The organism is Microbacterium sp. NPDC055903, assembly GCF_053615555.1.
Map to the genome: position 1 here is coordinate 77,857 of NZ_JBSHCA010000003.1, position 22,806 is coordinate 100,662.

The 22,806-nt window shown below is 69.5% G+C and carries 18 protein-coding genes and 1 tRNA gene; 6 read left to right on the top strand and 13 right to left on the bottom strand.

Going from position 1 to position 22,806, the window contains the following annotated elements; genetic code table 11:
• The first annotated feature begins 86 nt into the window (after positions 1-86).
• Both ACWGJP_RS14200 and ACWGJP_RS14205 read left to right on the top strand, forming a co-directional pair.
• Entirely contained in the window at positions 87-1,850 is a 1,764-nt protein-coding gene (locus ACWGJP_RS14200) for a DUF4012 domain-containing protein (RefSeq protein ID WP_452330454.1), read from the top strand.
• A 147-nt stretch (positions 1,851-1,997) separates the two neighbouring features.
• On the top strand, positions 1,998-2,597 hold the full coding sequence (locus ACWGJP_RS14205; protein WP_452330455.1) for a hypothetical protein: 600 nt from the start codon (positions 1,998-2,000) through the stop codon (positions 2,595-2,597).
• Between the two features lie 167 nt (positions 2,598-2,764).
• On the opposite strand, the gene ACWGJP_RS14210 is transcribed toward ACWGJP_RS14205, so the two are convergent.
• From ACWGJP_RS14210 to ACWGJP_RS14240, 7 genes are all read right to left on the bottom strand, one after another.
• Entirely contained in the window at positions 2,765-2,935 is a 171-nt protein-coding gene (locus ACWGJP_RS14210) for a hypothetical protein (protein WP_452330456.1), read from the bottom strand.
• 74 nt (positions 2,936-3,009) lie between these two features.
• On the bottom strand, positions 3,010-4,452 hold the full coding sequence (locus ACWGJP_RS14215) for an LCP family protein (RefSeq protein ID WP_452330457.1): 1,443 nt from the start codon (positions 4,450-4,452) through the stop codon (positions 3,010-3,012).
• A complete protein-coding gene (purE, locus tag ACWGJP_RS14220; RefSeq protein WP_452330841.1) occupies positions 4,449-4,916 on the bottom strand; it encodes a 5-(carboxyamino)imidazole ribonucleotide mutase in 468 nt (155 codons plus the stop codon). Before purE ends, ACWGJP_RS14215 begins: the two co-directional genes overlap by 4 nt.
• A gap of 195 nt (positions 4,917-5,111) precedes the next feature.
• Entirely contained in the window at positions 5,112-6,272 is a 1,161-nt protein-coding gene (locus tag ACWGJP_RS14225) for a 5-(carboxyamino)imidazole ribonucleotide synthase (RefSeq protein WP_452330458.1), read from the bottom strand.
• Positions 6,273-6,293: 21 nt separating this feature from the next.
• Positions 6,294-6,848 carry a PH domain-containing protein gene (locus ACWGJP_RS14230; RefSeq protein ID WP_452330459.1) on the bottom strand — a complete coding sequence of 185 codons (555 nt, stop codon included), beginning with the start codon at positions 6,846-6,848 and terminating at the stop codon, positions 6,294-6,296.
• A gap of 57 nt (positions 6,849-6,905) precedes the next feature.
• Positions 6,906-7,667 (bottom strand): biotin--[acetyl-CoA-carboxylase] ligase, encoded by a 762-nt coding sequence (locus tag ACWGJP_RS14235; protein ID WP_452330460.1) that lies wholly within the window; start codon positions 7,665-7,667, stop codon positions 6,906-6,908.
• Positions 7,664-8,947 (bottom strand): CDP-glycerol glycerophosphotransferase family protein, encoded by a 1,284-nt coding sequence (locus ACWGJP_RS14240; protein ID WP_452330461.1) that lies wholly within the window; start codon positions 8,945-8,947, stop codon positions 7,664-7,666. Before ACWGJP_RS14240 ends, ACWGJP_RS14235 begins: the two co-directional genes overlap by 4 nt.
• 98 nt (positions 8,948-9,045) lie before the next feature.
• Between ACWGJP_RS14240 and ACWGJP_RS14245 the strand changes: the two genes are divergently transcribed.
• Entirely contained in the window at positions 9,046-10,065 is a 1,020-nt protein-coding gene (locus ACWGJP_RS14245; protein WP_452330842.1) for a glycosyltransferase family 2 protein, read from the top strand.
• Positions 10,066-10,078: 13 nt separating this feature from the next.
• Here the strand turns inward: ACWGJP_RS14245 and ACWGJP_RS14250 are convergent, their stop codons facing one another.
• From ACWGJP_RS14250 to ACWGJP_RS14260, 3 genes are all read right to left on the bottom strand, one after another.
• A complete protein-coding gene (locus tag ACWGJP_RS14250; RefSeq protein ID WP_452330462.1) occupies positions 10,079-11,512 on the bottom strand; it encodes a CDP-glycerol glycerophosphotransferase family protein in 1,434 nt (477 codons plus the stop codon).
• Positions 11,509-12,762 carry a CDP-glycerol glycerophosphotransferase family protein gene (locus ACWGJP_RS14255; protein WP_452330463.1) on the bottom strand — a complete coding sequence of 418 codons (1,254 nt, stop codon included), beginning with the start codon at positions 12,760-12,762 and terminating at the stop codon, positions 11,509-11,511. The genes ACWGJP_RS14250 and ACWGJP_RS14255 overlap by 4 nt, the downstream gene beginning before the upstream one ends.
• Positions 12,763-12,829: 67 nt before the next feature.
• Entirely contained in the window at positions 12,830-14,392 is a 1,563-nt protein-coding gene (locus tag ACWGJP_RS14260; RefSeq protein ID WP_452330464.1) for a trypsin-like peptidase domain-containing protein, read from the bottom strand.
• A 98-nt stretch (positions 14,393-14,490) separates the two neighbouring features.
• Here ACWGJP_RS14260 and ACWGJP_RS14265 point away from each other — a divergent pair, with 98 nt between their 5' ends.
• A complete protein-coding gene (locus ACWGJP_RS14265) occupies positions 14,491-15,690 on the top strand; it encodes an aminotransferase class I/II-fold pyridoxal phosphate-dependent enzyme (RefSeq protein ID WP_452330465.1) in 1,200 nt (399 codons plus the stop codon).
• 21 nt (positions 15,691-15,711) lie between these two features.
• On the opposite strand, the gene ACWGJP_RS14270 is transcribed toward ACWGJP_RS14265, so the two are convergent.
• Positions 15,712-16,503, bottom strand: a complete 792-nt coding sequence (locus ACWGJP_RS14270; RefSeq protein ID WP_452330466.1) for a carbon-nitrogen hydrolase family protein — start codon at positions 16,501-16,503, stop codon at positions 15,712-15,714.
• Positions 16,504-16,573: 70 nt separating this feature from the next.
• On the opposite strand from ACWGJP_RS14270, the gene ACWGJP_RS14275 reads away from it, so the two are divergent.
• A tRNA-Met gene (locus ACWGJP_RS14275) sits at positions 16,574-16,647 on the top strand.
• Positions 16,648-16,957: 310 nt separating this feature from the next.
• Here the strand turns inward: ACWGJP_RS14275 and ACWGJP_RS14280 are convergent.
• Positions 16,958-19,870, bottom strand: a complete 2,913-nt coding sequence (locus ACWGJP_RS14280) for a UPF0182 family membrane protein (protein WP_452330467.1) — start codon at positions 19,868-19,870, stop codon at positions 16,958-16,960.
• A 70-nt stretch (positions 19,871-19,940) separates the two neighbouring features.
• Positions 19,941-21,047 (bottom strand): YlbL family protein, encoded by a 1,107-nt coding sequence (locus tag ACWGJP_RS14285; RefSeq protein WP_452330468.1) that lies wholly within the window; start codon positions 21,045-21,047, stop codon positions 19,941-19,943.
• A 120-nt stretch (positions 21,048-21,167) separates the two neighbouring features.
• On the opposite strand from ACWGJP_RS14285, the gene ACWGJP_RS14290 reads away from it, so the two are divergent.
• Complete coding sequence (locus ACWGJP_RS14290) at positions 21,168-22,565, top strand: zinc-dependent metalloprotease (RefSeq protein WP_452330469.1); 1,398 nt, start codon at positions 21,168-21,170, stop codon at positions 22,563-22,565.
• The last annotated feature ends 241 nt before the right edge of the window (positions 22,566-22,806 follow it).

Below are 22,806 nucleotides of genomic sequence, written 5' to 3' on the forward strand. Positions count from 1 at the left end.
GCGTAATCCTGGCGACGGTGCGCACCCTGGATTCGCGCCAGGAGGCCAGCACACCCGTTCGCGACGGTTCGTGCTTGAATGCTCTCGTGAGCGATGGGCGGCTTCCTGTGAGACGGCGATGGCTGGGCTGGGTCATCGGCACCCTGCTGGTGCTGCTCCTGCTCGCGATCGGCTGGGTGGTCGTCCGGGGCATCGGCGCGGCGAGCGCACTGCAGCAGATCTCCCACTCCGCGACCCGCGTGAAGGCGGCCATCGCCGAAGGCGACATCGATCGCGCCCGCAACGCCGCGGACAGCATCGCGACGCAGGCCTCCACAGCACGCGATCTGACCGGAGATCCGATCTGGCGCGGCTTCGAGTTCACGCCCTGGCTCGGAGCCAACTTCACCGCGGTGCGGGAGGTCGCCGAGATCGCCGACAGCGTCGCGGCCGACGCGCTCTCCCCCGTGCTGGATGCCGCAGAGGGGCTGGATCTCGCGGGCCTCGGATTCACAGGGACCGCGATCGATCTCGCGCCCTTCGCCGCAGTCGAGGCACCGCTGGCTGATGCGAGCACGGTGCTCGCCGATGCGGATGCGAAGGCGAGGGCGATCGACGCCGACGCCACGATCCCCGCGCTGGCAGACGCCGTCCGCGAGCTGCGCTCCGTCGTCTCGGAGGCCACCGGCGTCGTCGGTGCGCTGCACGGCGCATCCGTCCTGCTGCCGAGCATGCTCGGCACGGACGGCCCGCGCTCGTACGTCGTGGCGATGCAGAACAACGCCGAGCTGCGCTCATCGGGGGGCATCGTCGGCGCCCTTGCTCTCGTCACGGCGGACAAGGGTCAGATCCGCATCGTGCGCAATGCCTCGACGAGGGATTTCCCTCCGCTTGCCGAGCCGCTGGAGATGAGCGAGACCACGGTCGCGCTGTTCGACGACCAGCCGGGAACGCACATCCAGAACCTCACCAGCGTCATCGAGTTCCCTGAGGCAGCCCAGGCGATCTCGACACGGTGGACCGACAGGTTCGGCGGCACGATCGACGGCGTGATCGCCGTCGACGCGGTCGTGGCCGAGCATCTCGTCGCGGCGACGGGTGACATCGCCTTCGGTCCGTTCACCGTGAACGCCGACGACATCCTCGACGTCCTGCTCTCCGAGATCTACAGCGCGCTCCCCGACCCCGCGCAGCAGGATGCCGTGTTCGCGAACGCTTCCGGGGCGCTGCTGGCAGCCGCCATGCGCGGCGCCGAGCCTCAGGCCCTCCTCGGAGCCCTCGTCGACAGCGCCGACGAGGGCCGCGTCCGCATCTGGAGCGCGCACGAGCCAGAGCAGGAGATCCTCGCCCGCTCCACGCTGGGAGGGACGCTCGCTCAGGACGACGATGATGCGACCTGGGTCGGCGTGCTCGTCAACGACACGACCGGCGGCAAGATGGACTTCTACGCCGACGCGACGATCAGCACAGCCGTGGGCGTGTGCTCCGGAGAACCGACGACGCAGGTCACGGTCACCTGGACGAACGGCGCCCCCGCCGATGCCGCGAGCAGCCTGCCCGGCTATGTCACCGGCGACGGGGCGTACGATGTGCCGCCAGGGAGCACGCGGACCCTCATCGCCGTCTACGGCCCGCAGGGCGCGCTCCCCTCGCACATCGACAGGGACGGCTCGGAGGAGCCGGTTCAGACGGCGACAGTGGACGACCGCACGGTCATCCAGCATTCCGTCGAGCTCGCGCCCGGCGAGTCGACCACGATAACGGTCCGATTCACCGGCGAGGGCGCCGGCGAACGCCTCACGGAGACGGCGATCACCCCGATGGTGCGGGCTCCTGAGACGACACGGGCAGAACTTCGCTGCGGATCGTGACATTGACCCCGCGGTGATGTAGTGTCGAACCACTGGGGAATTCGGGCTCTGCCATACCTGCCGTGGGGGCAGGGAGAGTCCACATGACGTGATCGCAGGGGTGTGATGACGTCATGATTCCGCGTGTATCTCTCTGGGGGAGAAATCATGCTGAAGAAATTGGCTGCGATCAGCCTCACCGCTGGCGCGCTCGTGCTTGCCGCACCTGCCGTCGCCACCGCCGCTCCGAGCGGTCTCGCTCATGTCTCGGCGTCCGATCCGTATGCGAACGATCCGCGCGCTTGGGTCGATGACCCGATCATCGATGTCTGCGACGTATCGACCGTGACGTTCGGTGCCGGGTACTTCCTGCCCGGCGAGCGCCTCGGCGTCTCCGTCTCGGGTCTGGATGCCGCGAACGCGACGTACTCCGGCAGCACCGCCGCCGCGGACGGAGGGCTCGTCCTGACGTTCCGTCCTCCGTCCGGCGGTTCCGGATCCTACGCGATCACGTTCACGGGTGCGGAGCGCTCCTACACGGCGACCATCACGGTGTCGAGCAGCCACGACGATGCGTCGAGCTGCGACCACGACCCCGGCGTCGCCGCTGCGGGGACCGAGCTTCCGCTCTCGGGTTCCAGCTCGAACATGGAGCTCGCGCTCACCGGAGCCTCGGTGTCGCCGTGGGTGCTCGGAGGCGGCGCCATCGCCGCAGCCGGTGGAGGAATCCTGATCGCCACCGCCGCGGTTCGCCGCCGGCGGGCCTGAGTCCGGGCGCCGCATCGCGGCGACCGCGACTGGCCGGACGGCGGCGGTTCCTCCCCCTCCGACCGCCGCCGTCTCGGGCCTGAGTGGGCCCGGAGAGCGTGGGGCTCTCCGGGCCCACTGTCGTCCCCTCCGACCGGCGAGTCCCCACGGGTCTCGCGTCGACGGGACTATCGCCGATCCAGTCGAAGCGCCTTCTCGGTGTAGTAGCGCACTTCGCCATCGGCGCTCTCGACGCCGAAGACGAACCGGCCGGCAGGAGTGGCCCGCACATCGAGGACCGAGCCTGGGCCGTGGATCGTCTGCACGGCGGCGCCTGGAGTGAAGATCGTCTCGCTCATGCTCCGATGATCCCCCGTGTCCACGATCGCCCGCATCCCCCTCACGGTGGACGGGGCAAGCCCCCTGGGACGGCTCAGGACGACGGCGTCGGAGTCGGTGTCGGTGGGTGGAGCTTCTCCTGGATCAGCTCGCGGATGTACTCGTAGTTCGGGTTCTCGAAGTCGATGCCGCCGTCAGGCGTGAGCTCGATGGCCGTCACCGGTTGGTCCTTCGCCTTCAGGATCAGGTCGAAGAACTCGGGCAGCTTGTCCTGTGGGAGATCCGTGGCCACGAGCGCGGTTCCGGCGGACGCGATCTCGTTGAAGCGCGTGAGCACGGTCTGCGGGGTGAACTGGGCGAGGATCGCGGTCTGCAGCTCGCGCTGCCGCTTCATCCGGTCCCAGTCGCTGGTGGTGTAACGCGACCGCGCGTACCACTGCGCTGTGTCGCCGTTCATGTGCTGTGCCCCGACCTCGATCCAGCCGATCGCCCAGTCTTCGGCGGGCTGTCCCTTGTATGCCGGTCCGCCGCCCTTCGGCAGTCGCTCCGTGACCGTGATGTCCACGCCGCCGAGGGCGTCGATGAGGGCGGCGAAGCCGTCCATGTCGATGAAGACGTAGTACGGGATCTCGATCCCGAGGATCCCCTCCGCGGCATCCTTGGTCGCCTCGATGCCCGGCTCCGACCCGTTGGCCTCGGCATCCGGATAGAGGTTCTCATCGGCCCGGCAGAGCTCGACCTCCGTACGGAGCTGGTTGATCCCGCTCCCCCAGCCACAGGTCTTGTCACTGTGACTGGCGTGCCCGTCGGGGTAGAGATCCTGCATCGGCCCTTCGGCGAACGGGAAGCCGGGCATATCGCGCGGTATCCCGGTGATCGTCACGGCGCCGGAGTCCGCATTCACGGAGACGACGGAGATGCTGTCGTAGCGCATCGAATCCCGGCCCTCACCGCTGTCCGCGCCGAGCAGGAGGATGTTGTAGTAGCCGTCGCTCGGCGGGAGGCTCGGCCCGCTCTGGCCGAAGATCGTGCCTAGCGCGTCACGCGCCGAGCCGACCGATGTGGCCGCATAGCCCGCACCCCCGCCGAGGAGGCCGAGGATCACCAGTGCCACGACGGGTAGCGCCAACCGCGAGAAGGACGGCACCTTGACCAGGCGCATGAGACGGAGCGCGTCGAACGTCAGCACCGCCCACAGCACCACGTACCCGACCAGCAGCACCTGGACGAGGGTGAGGACGAGACCGGAGAACCATCCGGCGCTCACCGTCAGCCAGAGGAACGCCGGCCTCGCAAACAGCGCCATCGCCGCCGCGGCGACGACGAGGAGCCATCCCGTCAGCGTTGCGCCGAGCCCGAAGCGTCCGAGCCTCCGATTGCCGGCGAGCACCTGCGCCGAGCCTGGCACGAAGACGTTGAGGACGAGCAGCCACCAGCCGCGGCGGCCCATCATGGCCGCGTCAGCCGCGTCCGGATTGCGCAGCGGCCGTGTCTCGATCATCGGCCTGGGCGCGACACGCGCCCCGGCAAGCGTCACAGCGAGTCCTTCAGGCGCTGATTCTTCTCCGCCACCTGCCCCTCCAGGGTGCGGGCGTACTCTTCGATGCGGTCGGCGACCGCTGCATCGGATGCCCCGAGGATGCGCGCCGCCAGGATGCCCGCGTTGCGCGCGCCACCGATGGATACCGTGGCGACGGGGATGCCGGCCGGCATCTGCACGATCGAGAGCAGGGAGTCCATGCCGTCCAGATAGGCCAGTGGCACAGGGACGCCGACCACGGGCAGCGGCGTCATCGAGGCGAGCATCCCCGGCAGGTGAGCTGCGCCCCCTGCGCCGGCGATGATCACGCGGATGCCCCGAGCCCTCGCCTCCCTGGCGTAGCTCATCAGCTTGTCCGGGGTGCGGTGCGCCGAGACGACCTCCACCTCGTGGGCGATCCCGAAGTCGGTGAGCGCCTGCGAGGCGTCGCTCATCACCCGCCAGTCGGAGTCGGAGCCCATCACGACACCGACGAGGGGCTGGGCAGAGGAGTGCAGCGGCTCAGTCACTCACCCAGGGTAGGGCGCGGCACCTTCGGTTGCCCTGAACGGCACGCGGCGGGGGCCCCCTTCGACAGGCTCAGGGAGCGGAAAAGGCGGCTCAGGGAGCGGAAAACAGCGCCGACCAGCTCGCTGAGCCTGTCGAAGCGCCCCCGCTCAGTGGAAGTGGTCGGCCGCCGCTCGGGCGATGAACACGACGTCGTCGAGGTCGTCCCCTGCGGCGTTCACGTGCCCGACCTTGCGACCGGGCCGCGGCGATTTCCCGTAGGTGTGCACCTTGGCGGCGGGGTGCGCGGCCAGAGCATCCGCGAACCGCTCATCGAGCGTGCCCTCGGCGGGCCCGCCGAGGATGTTGACCATCACCGACCACGGTGCGCGGGGCGTGGTCTCCCCCAGGGGCAGGTCGGCGACAGCGCGAAGATGCTGCTCGAACTGCGAGGTCACCGCACCGTCCTGGCTCCAGTGCCCGCTGTTGTGCGGCCTCATCGCCAGTTCGTTGACGAGGATGCGCTCGTCGTCGGTCTCGAACAGCTCGACCGCGAGCATCCCGGTCACACCGAGGCCCTCTGCGATCTGACGGCCGATGCCTTCGGCCACCTCCGCCAGCCGGGCCGTCGCGTTCGGCGCGGGAGCGAGCACCTCCGCGCACACCCCGTCGCGCTGCACGGTCTCGACGACCGGGTACGCGATGATGTCGCCGCTCGGGCGGCGCGCGACCTGCTGAGCGAGCTCTCTGACGAATCCGACCAGCTCCTCGACGAGCAGGGCCGAGCCGTCGGAGAGCGCATCCAGCCAATCGGCGGCATCCGCCGCGGTCGAGACGACGCGGACGCCCTTGCCGTCGTAGCCGCCGCGCGGCGTCTTCACGACCCCACGGCCGCCGTGATCGTCGAGGAACGCCTGCAGCTCGTCCTGCGACCGGACCGCCGCCCAGTCCGGCTGCGGAACGCCGAGCTCGGCGAGCCTGGCCCGCATGTCGAGCTTGTCCTGCGCGAAGCGCAGCGCATCGGGTCCGGGGTGGACGGCCACGCCATCCGCCACGAGAGCGCGCAGCACGTCCTGCGGAACGTGCTCGTGGTCGAAGGTGACGACGTCGACATCACGGACGAACGCGCGCACGGCGTCGAGGTCCCGATAGTCGCCCACTGCGGTCGCCGCGAGCTGCGCCGACATGCCTTCCGCCTCGGCGAGCACTCGGATCTCGATCCCCAGCTCGACCGCCGGAGCGATCATCATCCTGGCCAGCTGCCCGCCGCCGATCACACCTACACGCAACGCCATCCGCGCACTCCGTTCGTCACGACCATTCTTCCGCATCGCCGCCTCGTCGGACGCCGCTCAGGCGACAGGCGCGGAATCGCCGGCAGCCTGGGCATCCCGGTGCGCGAGGATCTGATTCACCTCGATCTGGTCGGCGAGCGTCTCATGCACGAGCGACACGCTGGGCACGTTCGTCAGCCGAAGCGGAGCGTCGACGCCGTTGGACAGCGAGATCGTCCCCGTGCCCCACAGACGCTGAAGGATGCCGCGGCGGACGGTGATCGTGTAACCCCGGACATGCGACATCTCTCTGCGACGGCGAGACCCGATGCCGTCCTTGACGATGATCCGCCTCGTCGTGATCACGTAGGTGCGAGACAACCAGACGAGGAAGGGGACGACGACGCCGACGAGCACGAGCACGGCGGCTGCCGCGAGGAGCATCCAGTTCTCGAAGCCGCCAGGAAGGTTGTCGTAGAAGTACGCAGTCGCACCGAAGATGGCGATGAGCAGCAGCGCGGACCAGGTGAGCCTGCGCGCGTGCGCCCGGAAGCGCGCGATGAGCAGCTCCTCCGCTGGCGTGCCTGGCGGCGGCATCATCGGCCGTCCCCCGAGCGTCACTGGCTGCGTCACTCCTCCATTGTGGCCGAGGTCGCCGACAACGCCGTTCAGGAGACGGCGTGTCAGCTCTCAGCGGTCGCCGAGTCTGGCGTGCACGACGTCACCGGCGGAGATGACATGATCCGCTCCTCCGGCGCGGAGGATGAGCCGCCCGTCGGCCGCGATCCCGGTCGCCCGCCCCCGTATCGTCACCGCATCGGGCAGGATCACCTCGACGTCGCGTCCAAGGGTCAGCAGGCGGTCGGCGACCCGCGCCCGGATGCCGGATGCGTCAGCGCCGTGCCGCGCCACATCCGCCACGAGGCGATCGAGTCCGGCGACGAAATCCGCCGCCAGCCGGTCGACATCCGCCTGCGCACCGAGGACCGCGAACGAGGTGGCCGTGGGCACCGGCAGCTGCGCGGCGGTCATGAGGGTGTTCACGCCCGCGCCGACGATCACGGCGTCCGACGTTCCCTCGGCGAGGATGCCGCAGATCTTACGCCCGTCGACGAGCACGTCGTTGGGCCACTTCACGCCCACCTCATGGCCCGGCAGCTGCGCGGCGACCGCCTCGCACATCGCCAGCCCCGCAGCGAGCGGGATCCAGCCGCGATCCTCCGCAGCGGGGAGCGCCCGCAGCAGCACGGACACGGCGAGCGCGGATCCGGCCGGCGCGGTCCACACACGATCGAGCCGGCCGCGCCCTGCGGTCTGGTCGGTCGTGAGAAGCACGCTGAGGTGCGGCGCGCGCTCGGCGTCCTCGCGCAGCTGGGCGTTCGTCGACGGGGACTGGCCGACCGCCTCGAACCGGGCGGCCGACGCCGCCGTGAGCGGAAAGTCGCCGCTCAATCGTCGCCGTCCTTGGCTTCCTCGTCGTCGTCGTCCTCGCCCGTCTGCGACTCGCCGATCTCGCGCGCGCGCCATTCATCCCACTCGCCCATGAGGCGTTCGATCGCCGCATGGAACTTGGCCGTCGCCACACCAGGAGTGGTGTCGCCGAAGTAGTGGTGCACCCACATGCGCAGTTTCTTGACGGCGTCCTCATCCGCCCTCACGCGCTCGATCTCGGCGACGATGTCGGCCGCGCCGTCGACGGTCAGCCATTCGCAGTCCGAGAGATAGCCCTTGGTGTCGATCGAGGCGCGCTCATCGAGGGGGCGGGTGATCATGAGCGGCTTCCCCGCCGCGAGGCGGTCGTAGACCATCGCCGAGATGTCGACGATCGCCACGTCGGCGGCGGCCAGCTGCCAGCCCAGCTCCGGTCCGTCGTCGTAGATGTGGGTTGCGGCGGGGTCGGCCGCGTTCGCGGCCTCGATCGCCGCGATGATCCTGCGGTGCGCCGCGCCGTAGGCGTGATCGACGACACCGCTGCGCGGATGCGGCCGGTAGAGCACCCTGTGGCGGCCGGTGGCGAGGAGTTCCTTGACCAGGGTCTCGCCGTGGCTCGCGATCGAGCCGTAGTAGGCGCTGGGGCGATCGCCCTCCCACGTCGGGGCGTAGAGCACGACTGTTCGATCGTCCGGCGTGTACAGCAGCGACCCGGAGTAGTGATCGGCCTGGGGCCTGCCGATCTCGATCGTCCTGCGCTCGATGTCGTAGTCCCACAGCGTGCGGGAGAGCCTGTCGCGCGCGGCTTGCCCTGCCACCAGGGCGTAGTCGTACGCCTTGTACTGGTTGGTGGTCATGTACATCTTGTCGGACTCGCCGTGGTTGATGAAGACGTGCCAGCGCCTGCCGTAGCGGAACATCTGGAAGTTGCGGGTGTTCTGATTGACGTAGAGGACGACACGGATGTCCTGCTTCGCGATGAACCGCTCGAGGTCGCGCACCTTCGGCACGAACGCGACGGGAGGGGCGTCCTCGTCGAGGAGCTTCTCGGCGCCCGTCGCGCTGCGGGAGAGCACGACGACGGGCCAGAGCTTCGCCAGTTCGGCCAGCGGCCGGTACCACTGCCGCATCTGGTACATGTTCACCGCACCGTCGGCGAAGTAGACCGCCACCTTGTAATGCTGCTGCGGATGCGGTTCCGAAGCCGCCAGTCTGCGGCGTACCCGCTGCACCGCCGTCCTCGACGCGAGCGCGCGCCGGAGCAGTCGATACGCCTTCTTCCCATCGGATACGACACCCACGTCTCCAGGGTACCCAGCCCGCGGGCACGACCCCATGACATGATCGGGGGGTGCATGACAACGAAACGACAACACCTTCTCGCGGTGTCACCTTCGTCATGCCCGTGCTCAACGAGGTCGCGTACCTCGAACACGCCGTGGAATCGGTGCTCGCCCAGGATGTGCCAGGCGAATCCGAGCTCGTCCTCGCCCTCGGCCCGTCCACCGACGGCACGACCGCGCTCGCGCAGGAGCTCGCCGCGCGCGATCCGCGCATCCGACTGGTCGACAATCCGGCAGCGCACATCCCGGTGGGGCTGAACGCGGCGATCCGGGCGGGACGGTTCGACACGATCGTGCGCGTGGACGCGCACTCCGAGCTCTCCGCAGGCTACGCCGTCAGGGCGCTGGAGACGCTCGATCGCACCGCGTCGGCCAACGTCGGCGGAGTGATGCACGCCGAGGGTCGCACGCCGTTCCAGAAGGCGGTCGCCTGGGCGTACAACTCCCCCATCGGTCTCGGCGGCGGTGCCTATCACGGCGGAGCACGCGAGGGCGAGGCGGAGTCGGCGTACCTCGGCGTGATGCGCCGCGACGTGCTCGACGAGGTCGGACTCTTCGACGAGTCCATCCGCCGCGGCGAGGACTGGGAGCTGAACCTGCGGATCAGGCAGGCCGGCCACCGCGTGTGGTTCGACCCCGACCTCGCGGTGACCTACTGGCCGAGGGAGAGCTGGCTGCGCCTGGCGCGGCAGTTCAGGGCGACCGGTGCCTGGCGCGGCGAGCTGGTCCGCCGGTACGGGCGGCGCAACGGCCTGCGCTTCTTCGCCCCGCCCGCGCTCGTGCTCAACCTGATCGTCGCCGTCATCGTCGCCGTCCTCCAGCTCACCGGCGTCATCGGCGGCCTCGCCGCCGTCATCGCATCGGCCGCCTACCTGCCGCTGATCGCCTACGTGCTGCTGGTCGCCGCCATGGCTCTCACCCCGGGGCGCAGCATGAGGGAGCGCCTCTGGACGCTCGTCGTACTGCCCACCATGCACGTCTCGTGGGGCGTCGGCTTCCTCGGCGGTGTCCTGCGCGGCGCGCGGGACACCGTTGACGCCTCGCGCCTGGGCACGAGGAACACCCCGCTTCCCTGAGGCTCGGCGCCTCTCAACGGGCGATGAGGTACCCGAGGTCGAGGATGCGCGAGACCACGCGCTCTGCTGCCGCGCCGTCGTCGCGCGCGTTGAACTGACGCCGCCATGCCGCGTAGCGCTGCGCGTAGCGCGGGGTGACATCCGGATCGGCGAGCGCTGCGGTGAGCTCTTCCTGCGTCTTCAGCAACGGCCCTGGGGCCCGCTCCGCAAGGTCGAAGTAGAAGCCTCTGAGCCGGCCGCGGTAGTGCTCGAGGTCCGGCACGAGGAAGTACATGGGCTTGCCCGTGACGCTGAAATCGAACATGACGGAGGAGTAGTCCGTGATGAGAGCGTCTGACGCGAGCAGGAGCTCTGCGGTCTGCGGGTAGCCGGTCACGTCGATGACGCGAGCGCCGGAGCGATCGCGGCCCGGCCGGAAGGTCCGGGAGTGCCCGCGCACGAGCACCACGGCATCCGCATCCTCCGCCAGACGCTCGAGGTCGATGAAGTCCACCATCTCGTCACGATCGTCGCGCCAGGTCGGGGCGTACAGCAGGACCTTCTCCCCCGCGCCGATGCCGAGCGCGGCCCGCACGGTCGCACCGTCCCCCGTCGTGAGGACGTCGTTGCGGGGATAGCCGTCCAGCCAGATCGGCTTGCCGAAGAACGCGTAGGCCTTGCGAAGGATGCGCTCCGAGTAGGGGTTCTGGGCGAGCAGCACGTCCCAGCGCCTGGACTCCTTGACGACGGCAGCCATCCGCCTCGGGTCGAAACCGGGCCGGTGCAGTGCCAGACGCTTCAGCGGTGTTCCATGCCACGTCTGCAGCACCTTCTGACCCGGCTTGCGGGCGAAGCGCCGGCGCAGCCAGTCGTTCACGACGAGCAACCGCGCCCCCGCCCGCGCGCGCCACCACTCCGGAGTGCCATCGACCACCGCGATCGCGCCCTCCGGTACCACCACGGAGAGATCCGCCACGCTCCAGTACCGGATGACGCCCGGTGCGCGTCGGGCGAGCTCCCGGTCGATGGCGCCGGGGTTGCATCCTGCGCTGTGACCGTAGAAGCTCTCGAAGAACACCGCGTTCTCCGTCCCGCCCGGTGCTGTCGCATAGCGTTCCTCGAGCACCGAGCGCCCCTCCGGCGTTCGGTGGGCGTCGTCGAGCGGCGGGTCGATCGTGACCGATGCACCGTCGACAGCGATGCCGAGGCCCGCCGTCACAGTCCTGTCGATCCGGAGCGCCGAGAGGTCCGCTCCATCGATGCGCAATGCGTACTCCCCGGACGGCAGGGGCAGCGCAGGTCCGCCGAAGCGCGAGAGATGCAGCTCGAACGAGGCCTTCCAGGTCTTGCCTCCGCCCGTCATCCTCGCGTCGACGCCGGCACGCGGTCCTTCGAGCACGGCACCGGCGGGCCTCGGGCCTGTCCCGGAGACGACGAGGCGCGCCCCGTCGATGACGACGGTGGTCATGCTGCTCCTTTCGGCGCGGGGATGCCCCGCGAGCGGATCGCCTGATAGACACGATGCGCGGCCCGCCCGTCGCGGAAGGCGTGCATCCGCGCACTGAGTTCCGCGGATCGGGCGCGGAACCTCGTCCGCACCTCGTCATCGTCGAGGATGCCGGAGAGGAGCTCGACCGCTCCGCCCCAGTCGTCGACGTGCTCGCCGCCGGTGACCTCGTCGAGCGTCCCGTAGAACCCTCTGGTGCGTGCATACTCCTCGGCGTCGGGGACGAGGTGCACGACCGGCATGTCGATGAGGCCGACGTCGTACGCCAGCGAGGAGTAGTCGGTCACGAGCACGTCCATCGCGGCGAGCGCCGGCGTGACGTCCCTGAGGATGCCGCTGCCGAGCATCCGCACCCTGCTCGTGGGGATGGGCGACGCGTATCCCCCCTCGCCGAGCGGATGCGAGCGGATGTAGAGCACCGCGTCGTGTCGCTCGAGGGCGGTGATGATGCGCACCCACTCGGCGGCATCGGGGATGGCGGGATCCGGGGCGCCGTCGCGCCAGGTGGGAGCGTACAGCACCCGCTTTGCACCCTCCGGCACAGCACCGGCCGCGCGGTCGAGCATGGCCACGGCCGCGTCTCGGCGGCTCTGCGCGGATCCGGCGGAGAGCACGTCCACACGCGGTTCGCCGGTGACGATCACGCGCTCACCGCTGAGGCCGAAGGCCGACTCCAGCCGTCCCCGTGCACGCTCGGAGGCGGCGGGGAGCACGCGGATGCGGCGGGCCGTCGAACGAAAGAGCGCGGCGACGACGCGCCGCAGCACCGCGGCACCGGGCACGGACGGCACCTGCGTCGTGGCCGGCGAGTCCAGGCCGATGCGCTTGAGCGGGATGCCGTGCCAGAGCTGGACGGTGAATCCGCCGGATCCTCCGTAGCGATTGACGTCGCCGAAGCCATGAGTGACGACCAGCACTCCCGCACGGGCGGTCGCCCACCATCCGCGCAGGCCGTCCTTGCGGATCGTGGGGATGCCGAGCGCCGCCGCGTCCTCCTCGTCCCGGACCGACGAGGTCAGCCAGACGGCGTCGTGACCGGCCGCCGTCGCCACGCGCCAGAGGGCGAGCGCGCCGTCGCCGATCCCCGCGCCGCAGCCGAACACCCAGCGCGACCCGCGCCGCACGAACAGGGCGGCTGCGCGTCCGGCGACGTACACCGGGATGCGGATCAGCTTGGCCGCGTTGCCGGTGCCGAAAGAGAAGGACGCCACCCCGCGAGCCTATCGCGCGGGGTGGCGTCCTCCGTCTGGCCTGTACGGCGTGGGGGCCGGTCGACGGTCAGAGAACGAGCTCGCCGAGCTCGACCTCCATCTCGTAGGTCTTGCCCTCTCTGACGTAGGTGACGGTCGCGCTGCTGCCGGCGGCGGCGGCGCGCACCTGGGCGGTGAGATCGCTCGCGCTGGTGATCGGCGCCCCGTTGAACTCGGTGACGATGTCGTCGGCCTCGAGCCCGGCCGCCTCGGCCGCGCCGCCAGGGGTGACCTCGGCGATGTAGGCGCCGGCGATCGAGGCATCCGCGTCGCTCGCCGCGTCCCGCACCGATGCGCCGAGCAGGCCATGGGTGGCGGATCCCGTCTCGATGATCTCGTTCGCGACGCGCTCGGCGACGTTGGAGGGGATGGCGAAGCCGACGCCGATGGATCCCGACTCCTCCGAGCTCGACGCCGTCGCGATCGCGACGTTGATGCCGATCAGCTCGCCGTCCGCGTTCACGAGCGCACCGCCGGAGTTACCTGGGTTGATCGCCGCATCGGTCTGGATCACGGCGATCGAGATGCTCTCGCCGCTGGTCTGCTGCTGCGACTGACCGGGGATGTCGAACTGGTACGGTCCGCCGTCCTCGGAATCTCCCTCGCCCTGATCGGAGTCCTGCTGAGCGGAATCGGGCAGGGCGGAGGACGCGATCTGAATCGAGCGGTTGAGGGACGAGATGATCCCCGTGGTGACCGAGTTCGCGAGCCCCAGCGGCGCGCCGACCGCGACCGCGGTCGCGCCGACGTTGAGCTCGGACGAGTCCGCGATCTCGATGGGGGTGAGCCCCGAGGCGTCGGTGAGCTTGATGACGGCGAGGTCGTAGATCGGGTCGGTGCCGACGATCGTCGCCGAATAGATGTGCCCGTCCGAGGTCGTGACGCGGATCGTCGGGTCGGCGACCGCGCCGCCGAGCGTCACGACGTGGGTGTTGGTCAGGACGTAGCCGTCGTCGCTGAGGATGACACCGGAGCCGCTGCCCGACTCGCTGGAGCCGACGACCTCGATCGTGACGACGGAGGGCAGCGTCTTCGCGGCGACAGCGGTGGTCGCGTTGACGTCATCCGGGTTGTTCACCGTCACGGTGCTCGGCCCTTCTGCGGAGCTCGAGAAGGGCTGGGGCCACAGGGTCGAGCCGAGGTAGCTGCCGCCGAATCCGGCGATGCCGCCGACAAGGGCTGCCGCGACGATGATGGCCGCCACCTTGCTGGCGCCGACGCCCTTGCGATCCTTTGTCTCGGTGGCGGCGAGGGGGACGACCGGGGCGATCGGAGCCGTCGCTCCGAGCGGGAGCGTCGGCTGATCGGCCGGCGCGTGCCCTGCGGCAGGGCCGAAGGCGGCGCCGTGCACGGCGGGGGCCGTCTGCGGCCCTGGCTGCGGCTGCGCGACGGGCGCGACCGGCGGCGTGAACGCCGGTGCCGCGTTGTGCACGGGCACGGGCGGGACGGCGGAATCGGCCTGCGGCTGCGACGCCGCAGGAGCGGGTGTCGAGGCGAAGGTCTGCGGAACGTCGTGTCCGCTCAGCGGCGCGGCGGTGGCGGACTGCTCTGCGGGGGTCTCCCCGGTGGCGGGGATGTTGTCTTCGTTCATGGTGTGCTCCTTCAACAACGCCCCTTCAGACTGCCTGTGCTCCCTGTGTGTTTGTTATGGCTGAGGTGAGCGTCGGTTATGGCCTTAGCCTGTTCTGCATGAGAGACATCCCCGGCGCGTGGCGCCGCACGGCATCCGGAGCGGGGCTGCTCTCCGCCGACGGCGAAGTGGCTCCGACGATCTTCGCAGAGATGTCGGCCGCCGCGGCTCGGACCGGCTCGATCAACCTGGGGCAGGGGTTCCCGGACGAGGACGGCCCCGCCGGGGTGCTGGACGCTGCCAGGAGGGCCATCGCCGACGGCGTCAACCAGTACCCGCCCGGCCGCGGCATGCCCGTGCTCCTGGACGCGATCGGCGAGCATCAGCGGCGCTTCTACGGGCTGGCCGTGGACCCGGCGACCGAGGTCATCGTGACGGCAGGCGCGACGGAGGCTCTGACGGCGACGCTGCTGGCGCTCATCGACTCGCCCGATGACGAGGTCGTCGTCTTCGAGCCGTACTACGACTCCTACGCCGCCGCGGTCGCGCTGGCGGGTGCGCGCCTGCGGACCGTCCCGCTGCGCCTTCCGGACTTCCAGCCCGATCTCGAGGTGCTCGCGGATGCCGTCACCGACCGCACGCGGATCATCCTCGTGAACGACCCTCACAATCCGACGGGGGCGGTGTTCTCCGCCGACGTGCAGACGGAGATCGTGCGTCTCGCCGAACGGCACGACGCCGTCATCGTCACCGACGAGGTCTACGAGCATCTCGTCTTCGACGGCGTCCACCGGCCGATCGCCACCCTGCCCGGGGCGGCGGAGCGGACCCTGACGATCTCCTCGGCCGGCAAGACGTTCTCGGTCACGGGATGGAAGATCGGCTGGATCCACGGACCGTCCGCGCTCATCACCGCGGTGCTGACCGTCAAGCAGTACCTCACCTATGTGAACGGCTCACCGTTCCAGCCCGCCGTCGCGGTCGGCCTCGGGTTGCCGGATGCGTTCTTCGAGGAGTCCGCGCGGACGCTGCAGCGCAAGCACGAGGTGCTGGGTCGCGGGCTGCGGGCGGCGGGCTTCGAGGTGTTCTCGCCACAGGGCGGGTACTTCACGGTCGCCGACGCCGCTTCCAGAGGCGGTGCGGACTCCGCCGCCTTCTGCCGTGCCCTGCCGGAGCGAGCGGGCGTCGTGGCGATCCCTCTCAGCGCCTTCGTCAGCGCCGATCACACCGCCGACTACGCCGGATTGGTGAGGTTCGCCGCCTGCAAGCGCGTCGAGGTGATCGAGGAAGCGGCGCAGCGGCTGGCCGCCGCGTTCTGAGCGCTCGTCGATGTCAGACGGTCAGGCCTGCACGACGCGGTAGCGGCGCAGCCGAAGGGCGGGATTGACCTCCCTGACGCGAGCGATCTCCGCGACGTCCAGTTCTGCGAGCGCGATCCCCTCATGGCTCGCGAGCCCGGCCAACACGATGCCCTGCGGGTCGATGATCTGTGAGCGCCCGACGCCCACCGGAGCCGGATGATCCGCAGCGATGACGTAGGCCGTGCTCTCGATGGCGCGAGCGGCGAGCAGGGTCGTCCAGTGGTGCTCCTTGAGCGGGCCCCTCACCCACTCCGCGGGCACGACGATCGCGTCGACGCCGGCATCGACGAGGGTGCGCGCCACCTCGGGGAAGCGCAGGTCGTAGCAGGTCATCATGCCCAGACGCAGCCCGCCGATCTCGAAGGTCTCCGCCGCTCCGAGGGAGCCGGGTTCGATCCAATCCGATTCGGTCTGCCCGAAGGCGTCATAGAGGTGCTGCTTGCGATAGACGGCGCGGATGCCGTCGGCATCGACCGCCACCAGCGTGTTGCGCACCCGCTCCCCCGCCGATTCCACCATGCCCGCGACGATCGTGACGCCATGCGCAGTCGCCGTCTGCCGGAGGGCGTGGACGAACGCGCCGGCGAGATCCTCGGCGTTCGCTGCCAAAGAGGCATCCATCGGATCGACGAAGTAGCTGGAGTACTCCGGAAAGACGACGAGCCGTGCGCCTCGTGCGGCGGCCTCCGCCGTGATCTCCGCGATGCGAGCACGGTTGTCCTCGCGGGAGGATGTCGGGGCGAACTGGCACACGGCGACGACGAGGGACATGCCCTCATCTTCGCGCATCCTGCCCCGATGTGACACGACTCAGAATCCGTGCTAAGCTAACTTCTTGTGCCGCGGGGTGGAGCAGTTCGGTAGCTCGCCGGGCTCATAACCCGGAGGTCGCAGGTTCAAATCCTGTCCCCGCAACAGAAAACGAGGAAATCCCGGTCCGAAAGGGCCGGGATTTCCTCGTTTGTGCTGCCGTGATGTGGTGCGAGCAACTCGGGCCCCGAGTCGCCGGAGGCTCCGTGCGCTGCGCAGCAGCGGCCGGAGGGGCGCCTTGGGCTTCAAATCCTGTCCCCGCAACAAAAAACGAGGAAATCCCGGTCCGAAAGGGCCGGGATTTCTTCGTTTGTGCTGCCGTGATGTGGTGCGAGCAACTCGGGCCCGAGGCGCCGGAACGCAAGAGCGGGCGGGTCCTGTCCGGACCCGCCCGCTCTTGCGTTGCTGCCGTGATCTACTCGGCCGCAGCCTCGTCCTCCAGCGCCAGGAGCGCCTCGACGGCGGCGGTGAGACGCTCGTCGGCCTCCGCGAAGGCGGCGAGGTCGCCCTCCTTCAGAGCGGCTTCACGGTCGAGCATCGCCTGACGCGCGTCGGCGAGAGCAGCCGCTGCGGCATCCGTCTCGGGGGCCTCAGGGGTCTCCCCCGTGTCAGGATCCGTCGGCTCCTCGGTGCCCGGTTCGGAGGGCACTTCCTCGTCGCCGCCGTCCGCACCGGCATCGCCGCCGAAGAGCGCATCGAGCGCTTCCGTCAGCGTGTCCTCGAAGGCGACGCTGTCGCCGAAGGCCACGAGGACCTTCCGCAGCAGCGGCAGCTGCGTTCCGCTGGACGACTGCACGTACACCGGCTGGACGTAGAGCAGACCGCCGCCCACGGGCAGCGTGAGCAGGTTTCCGTACTGGACCTCGGACTCACCCTGCTGCAGCAGGTTCAGCTGCTGCACGACACCGGCATCCGAGTTGAAGGTGTTCTGGATCTGCCCCGGTCCCGGGACGGTCTCATCCGTGTCGATCTCGAGCAGCCTCAGCTTCCCGTAGCCCTCGGCCTTCTCCCCCTCGGTCGATCCGGCGTCCGAATCGACCGCGAGGTAGCCGGTGAGGACGTTCCGCTCGTTCGTGCCCTGGGATGCGGGGATGAATGTCGAGAACATCGAGTAGGCCGTGTCGTCCTGGCCAGGCATCTTCATCGTCAGGTAGTACGGCGGCTGAAGCTGGTTGGCGTTACGCGGATCGTTCGGCGTCTGCCAGCGGTTGTCCTGCTGGGCGAAGGAGTTCGCGTCGTCCACGTGGTAGACCCCGAGGATCGATCGCTGCACCTTGAACAGGTCGGTGGGATACCGCACGTGGCTCATCAGCTCGGCCGACATCTCGCTGATCGGCTCGACGGACGTCGGGTAGATCTTCTGCCATGCCTCGAGGATCGGATCCTCCTCATCCCAGGCGTACAGGGTCACCGAGCCGTCATAGGCGTCGACGGTGGCCTTCACCGAGTTGCGGATGTAGTTGATGTCGTCCAGCGCGAGGCTCGGCGGCGCGGTGTTCGAGTCGGCGATCGCGCTCGCCAGGCTCACGCTCGTCGAGTACGGGTAGCTGTTGCTCGTCGTGTAGCCGTCCACGATCCAGACGATGCGACCGTCGACCACGCTGGGATACGGGTCGCTGTCGATGGTCAGGTACGGAGCGACCTTCTGCACGCGATCCGCCGGGTTGCGGTCGTAGAGGATCTGCGAGTCGGAGTTCACGAGGTCGGAGAAGAGGATCTCAGCCTCCTGGAACTTCAGCGCGTACAGCAGCTTGTTGAACAGGTTGCCGACGCTTGGTCCGCCGTCGCCGTCGAAGGTGGTCTTCGTCTCGTTGGCGCCGTCCTCACCGCGCGGGTAGTCGATCTCCACCGGATCGTCGCCCTCGGGCGCTCCGACGATCGAGTACTCCGGGGAGTACTCGCCGAAGTAGACGCGCGGCTGGAAGTTCTCGCTGGCGGTGAGGAAGCCGGACGATGGGATGCCGCTCTCCAGGAAGACCGGCTCGCCGTCGGCGGTGCGCTGGTTGCCTGCTGCGGCGACGAGGCCGTAGCCGTGCGTGTACACCGCCGTGCGGTTGTTCCAGCTGTTGCCCTCGCCGAGCTGCTGCATGTTCAGCTCGCGGACCGCGACCACGGTGTCCTGGGACTCCCCGTCGATCTCGTAGCGGTCGACGTCCAGGGTGTCGGTGAACTGGTAGTAGCCGCGGTACTGCTGCAACTGCTGAACGGTCGGGCTGATGATGGCGGGGTCCACGACACGGATGGATGCGGTGGTCTCGGCATCCTCGCGGAGCTGGCCGGCCTCGGCATCCGTCTCTGCCTCGAAGGGCGTCACCTCGAGGTCGGCGACATCGTAGGCGGCCTTCGTGCCGTCGATGTTGCGCTGGTAGTACTCCGCCTGGAAGCTGTTCTGGTTCGGGCGCACCTGGAAGGTCTCGACGACCCACGGGTAGCCGACGCCCACGACGAGCGAGGCGACCACGAGCAGCGCGGTCGCGGCCAGCGGGAAGCGCCAGCGGCCGATGATCGCCGTCACGATGAAGAGGATCGCGACGACCGCGGCGAGGATCGAGAGGATCGCGAGACCGGGGATGGTGGCGTTCACGCTCGTGTAGGCCGCACCGGTGATGCGGTCCTCCTCGGTGATCAGCGTCTTGTAGCGGTCCAGCCACAGGCTGACCGCCTGGACGATGAGGTAGAGCCCGGCCAGCACGGCGAGCTGGATGCGCGCCGGCTTCGAGATGCGCAGCTCACGCTGCCCGATCTGCACCGAGCCGTACAGGTACGACACGAGCGCCGTCACGATGAGGCACAGCAGTACCACGGCGGACACGAACGCGAGCAGGATCGAGTAGAACGGCATCGCGAAGAGGTAGAAGCCGGTGTCGAGACCGAACTCGGGATCCGTCGTGCCGGTCGCCGTGCCGTTCATCCACAGCAGCACGGTCTGCCAGTTGCCCGCAGCAGCGAAGCCGGCGAACAGCCCGAAGAAGATCGGCATGCCCCACATCGCCAGCCGGCGCAGCGGCTCGATGACCTCCTGGTAGCGGTCCAGCTGCGAGCTGAGGCGCACATAGACAGGACGCAGCCGGTACGCCAGCTGGATCGTCAGGAACAGCGGGATCGCCATACCGAGGAACCCGACGACGAACATCACCGCCGCGGCGATCCACTGCGTCGTCAGCACGTTCGCGAACGTGAGCTGGTCGTACCAGAGGAACTCGGTGTACAGCGAGGAGAAGACGAAGAACGCCGCGACGAGCGCGGCGAGGATCACCAGCGTGATCGTGAGGATGCGTCGGGATGTTCGGGGCGTGGCCGGTGTCGGCGCTGAGGTCGTGGTCACCATGCCATCCTAGGCATGATGGCTGGACGAGGGCTGGGCTGTTCGCTGTGAGCGGCGAGCGCGGGACGGCTGATCAGCCCGCGTCGGCCGCCGCGCTCGTGCACGTCGGCAGAGCATCCAGGTCGCCGTCGGAGGCGATGGCGTCGAGGATGCCCAGCGAGTCCTCCAGTGTCGCGGTCGAGAAGACCTGCAGACCGTCCGGCACGTGACCGACGACCTCGTCGCAGTTCGCGGCCGGCGCGAGGAAGTAGTCCGCGCCGGCGTCTCTGGCGCCGTAGAGCTTCTGCCGGATCCCGCCGATGGGGCCGACCGTTCCGTCGGACTCGATCGTCCCCGTGCCTGCGATGTCCTCGCCGCCCGTCAGCTCGCCCTCGGTGAGCTGATCGATGATGCCGAGCGCGAACATCATGCCTGCGCTCGGCCCTCCGACGTTGTCCAGCTGGATGGTGATGTCGATCGGGAAGTCGTACTCGGTGGTGAGCGTGATGCCGATGAGCCAGGTCGTCGTTCCGTCGTCCGCCGTGGCCTTCTCCGGCTCGAGACCGACGAGCATGTCCTCCCCCGCGCGCTGGACACCCAGCTCGACCTCGGCGCCCTCCGCGTCCTGGATGGCCTGGCGGAGCTGCTTGCCCGAGACGACCGCCGCGCCGTCGATCGTGGTGATCACGTCGCCCGCCTGCAGCACGCCCTCCGCCGGGCTGTCCTCCACGATCTGCACGACCTCGACGCTCGCGCCGGTGTCGTAGCCCAGCTCCTGAAGGGCCGCCGCCGTCGCCTCGTGCTGGGAGTCGACCATGAGCACCGCGTTGCGCTCGTCGCGCTCCTCGGTGGTCACTCCCTCGGGGAACACCTGCTCGATCGGCACGACCGCGCGCGAGCGATCCGTCCACGCCAGCGCGAGCTCGAACCAGCTCGGCGTGCGCTGACGGTTGCCGACCACCTGCACGGTGGTGAGATTGAGCGAGCCGGCCGTCTCGAACGTCTCCGCTCCCTCGATCTCGATGAGCGGCACCTGCTCGTCATCGGCGCCGGCCGCCGTCCCGAGCGTGTCGTACACCGGCCCCGGCTGCTGGATCACGTACGGGGTGGGGAGGAACGTCAGCACGACGAGAGCGATCAGCGCCACCACGAGCGCCCAGACGCCCACTCCGAGACGCGCGCGCACGCGGTGCTGACTCACAGGATCTCCTCCGTCGTTCGCGAGTGGCGTACAGCGATCTGCTCGCCGCCGCGTCCTCCGCGGGATGCTGTGACTAGCGTAGACGGAGACGGCTATCGGCGTGCTGAGAGGGCGATCGACATGGCAGACAACGACCCCACACCGGAGGACTTCCAGGAGTTCATCCGCAAGATGATGTCGGGCGCGGGCGCCGGCGACTTCGACCTCGGCGCGCTCCAGAACGCCCTCGGCGGCGCGGACGGCATGCAGCTCGACCCGGCGATGCTGCAGGCGATGATGTCCCAGCTCCAGGGGGCCTTCGGCTCCGATCCCTGGCAGAACACACTCCGTCAGGCGCAGCACATCGCCAACCGTGACGGTCAGGGCATCACGGAGACGTCGAGAGCATCGCTGTCGGATGCCTTCGGCCTGGCGAACCTGTGGCTGGGAGAGGCCACCACCATCTCGGAGCTCTCGGAGGCCCCGCGCGCGATGACCAGGGGCGAATGGGTCGAGCAGACGCTCCCGGTGTGGAAGGAGATCGCCGAACCCGTCTCGACGAGCATCGCCGACGCGCTGATGACGGCGCTGGACAGCCAGGTCCCCGACGACATGCGCGGCGTGGTCCAGGGCGCCGGCAGACTCATGCGGGGCCTGGGCAGCTCCGTGTTCGCCGCGCAGTTCGGACAGGTGCTGGGCAATCTGTCGCTGGAGGTCGTCTCCGGCGGCGATGTCGGCATCCCGGTTCTTCCCGCGGGGGCCGCCGCCGTGATCCCGCAGAACCTGTCGGCGTTCGGGGAGGGTCTCGAGATCCCGGCCGATCAGATCGCGCTGTATCTCGCGACGCGGGAGCTGGCGTACGCACGGCTGTATCGGCACGCCAAGTGGCTGCATCTGCAGGTGATGAGTCAGATCACCGACTTCGCGCGGGGCGTCACGGTGGACGTCGAGGCGCTCGAGGACGTGGCCAGCCGACTGGATCCCTCCAACCCCGAGGAGCTGCGCGCCGCGATCGAGGGCGGCGCGCTCCTGCCGGCACAGACCGAGGCTCAACGCGAGGCGCTGGGACGTCTCGAGCACGTCATCGCCCTCGTCGACGGGTGGGTGGATGTCGTGACCTCCGAGGCGACGTCGCGCCTCCCCGACGGCGTGCGCCTGGCCGAGGCCGCTCGTCGCCGCCGGGCGGTGGGCGGACCGGCCGAGGACGCCCTGGGCGCCCTCGTCGGTCTGAAGCTTCGTCCGCGCAGGCTCCGCGAGGCGGCCGCCATGTGGCGCAGCGTCACGGATGCCGTCGGCGTCGCCGCGAGGGATGCGCTCTGGGACTACCCCGACCTCATGCCCGCGGCGGCCGACATCGACGACCCGGCCGCGCTCATCGCCCGCCTGCAGGCGACCGCCAGGGGCGAGGAGCCCGCGGCGGACGAGTTCGACGAGGCACTGGCACGGCTGTTGAACGGTGACGACTTCGGCGGCACTCAGGGCGGGGGCACCGAGGAGAGCAGCGACGACGATCCGCGGGGCGGCGAGACGCCGGTCTGACCCGGCCTGCACAGGGAACCCGCCGAGCAGAGTTGTTCACGGATAGCGCGGATCTCCCCCGCGCCGCGCCCTCCCCGAGCAGAATCGGGGCATGCCCCGCTCTTCTCCTCCGCTCACCAGGATCGACACCATCCACACGCCGCTCTGGCGCGACGCCGACACCATTCAGCTGGGGCTTCGCGGTTCGCTCCGTGTGAGAGCCGTCGAGCCATGGGTGGAGCCGCTCATCGCTCGGCTCGCG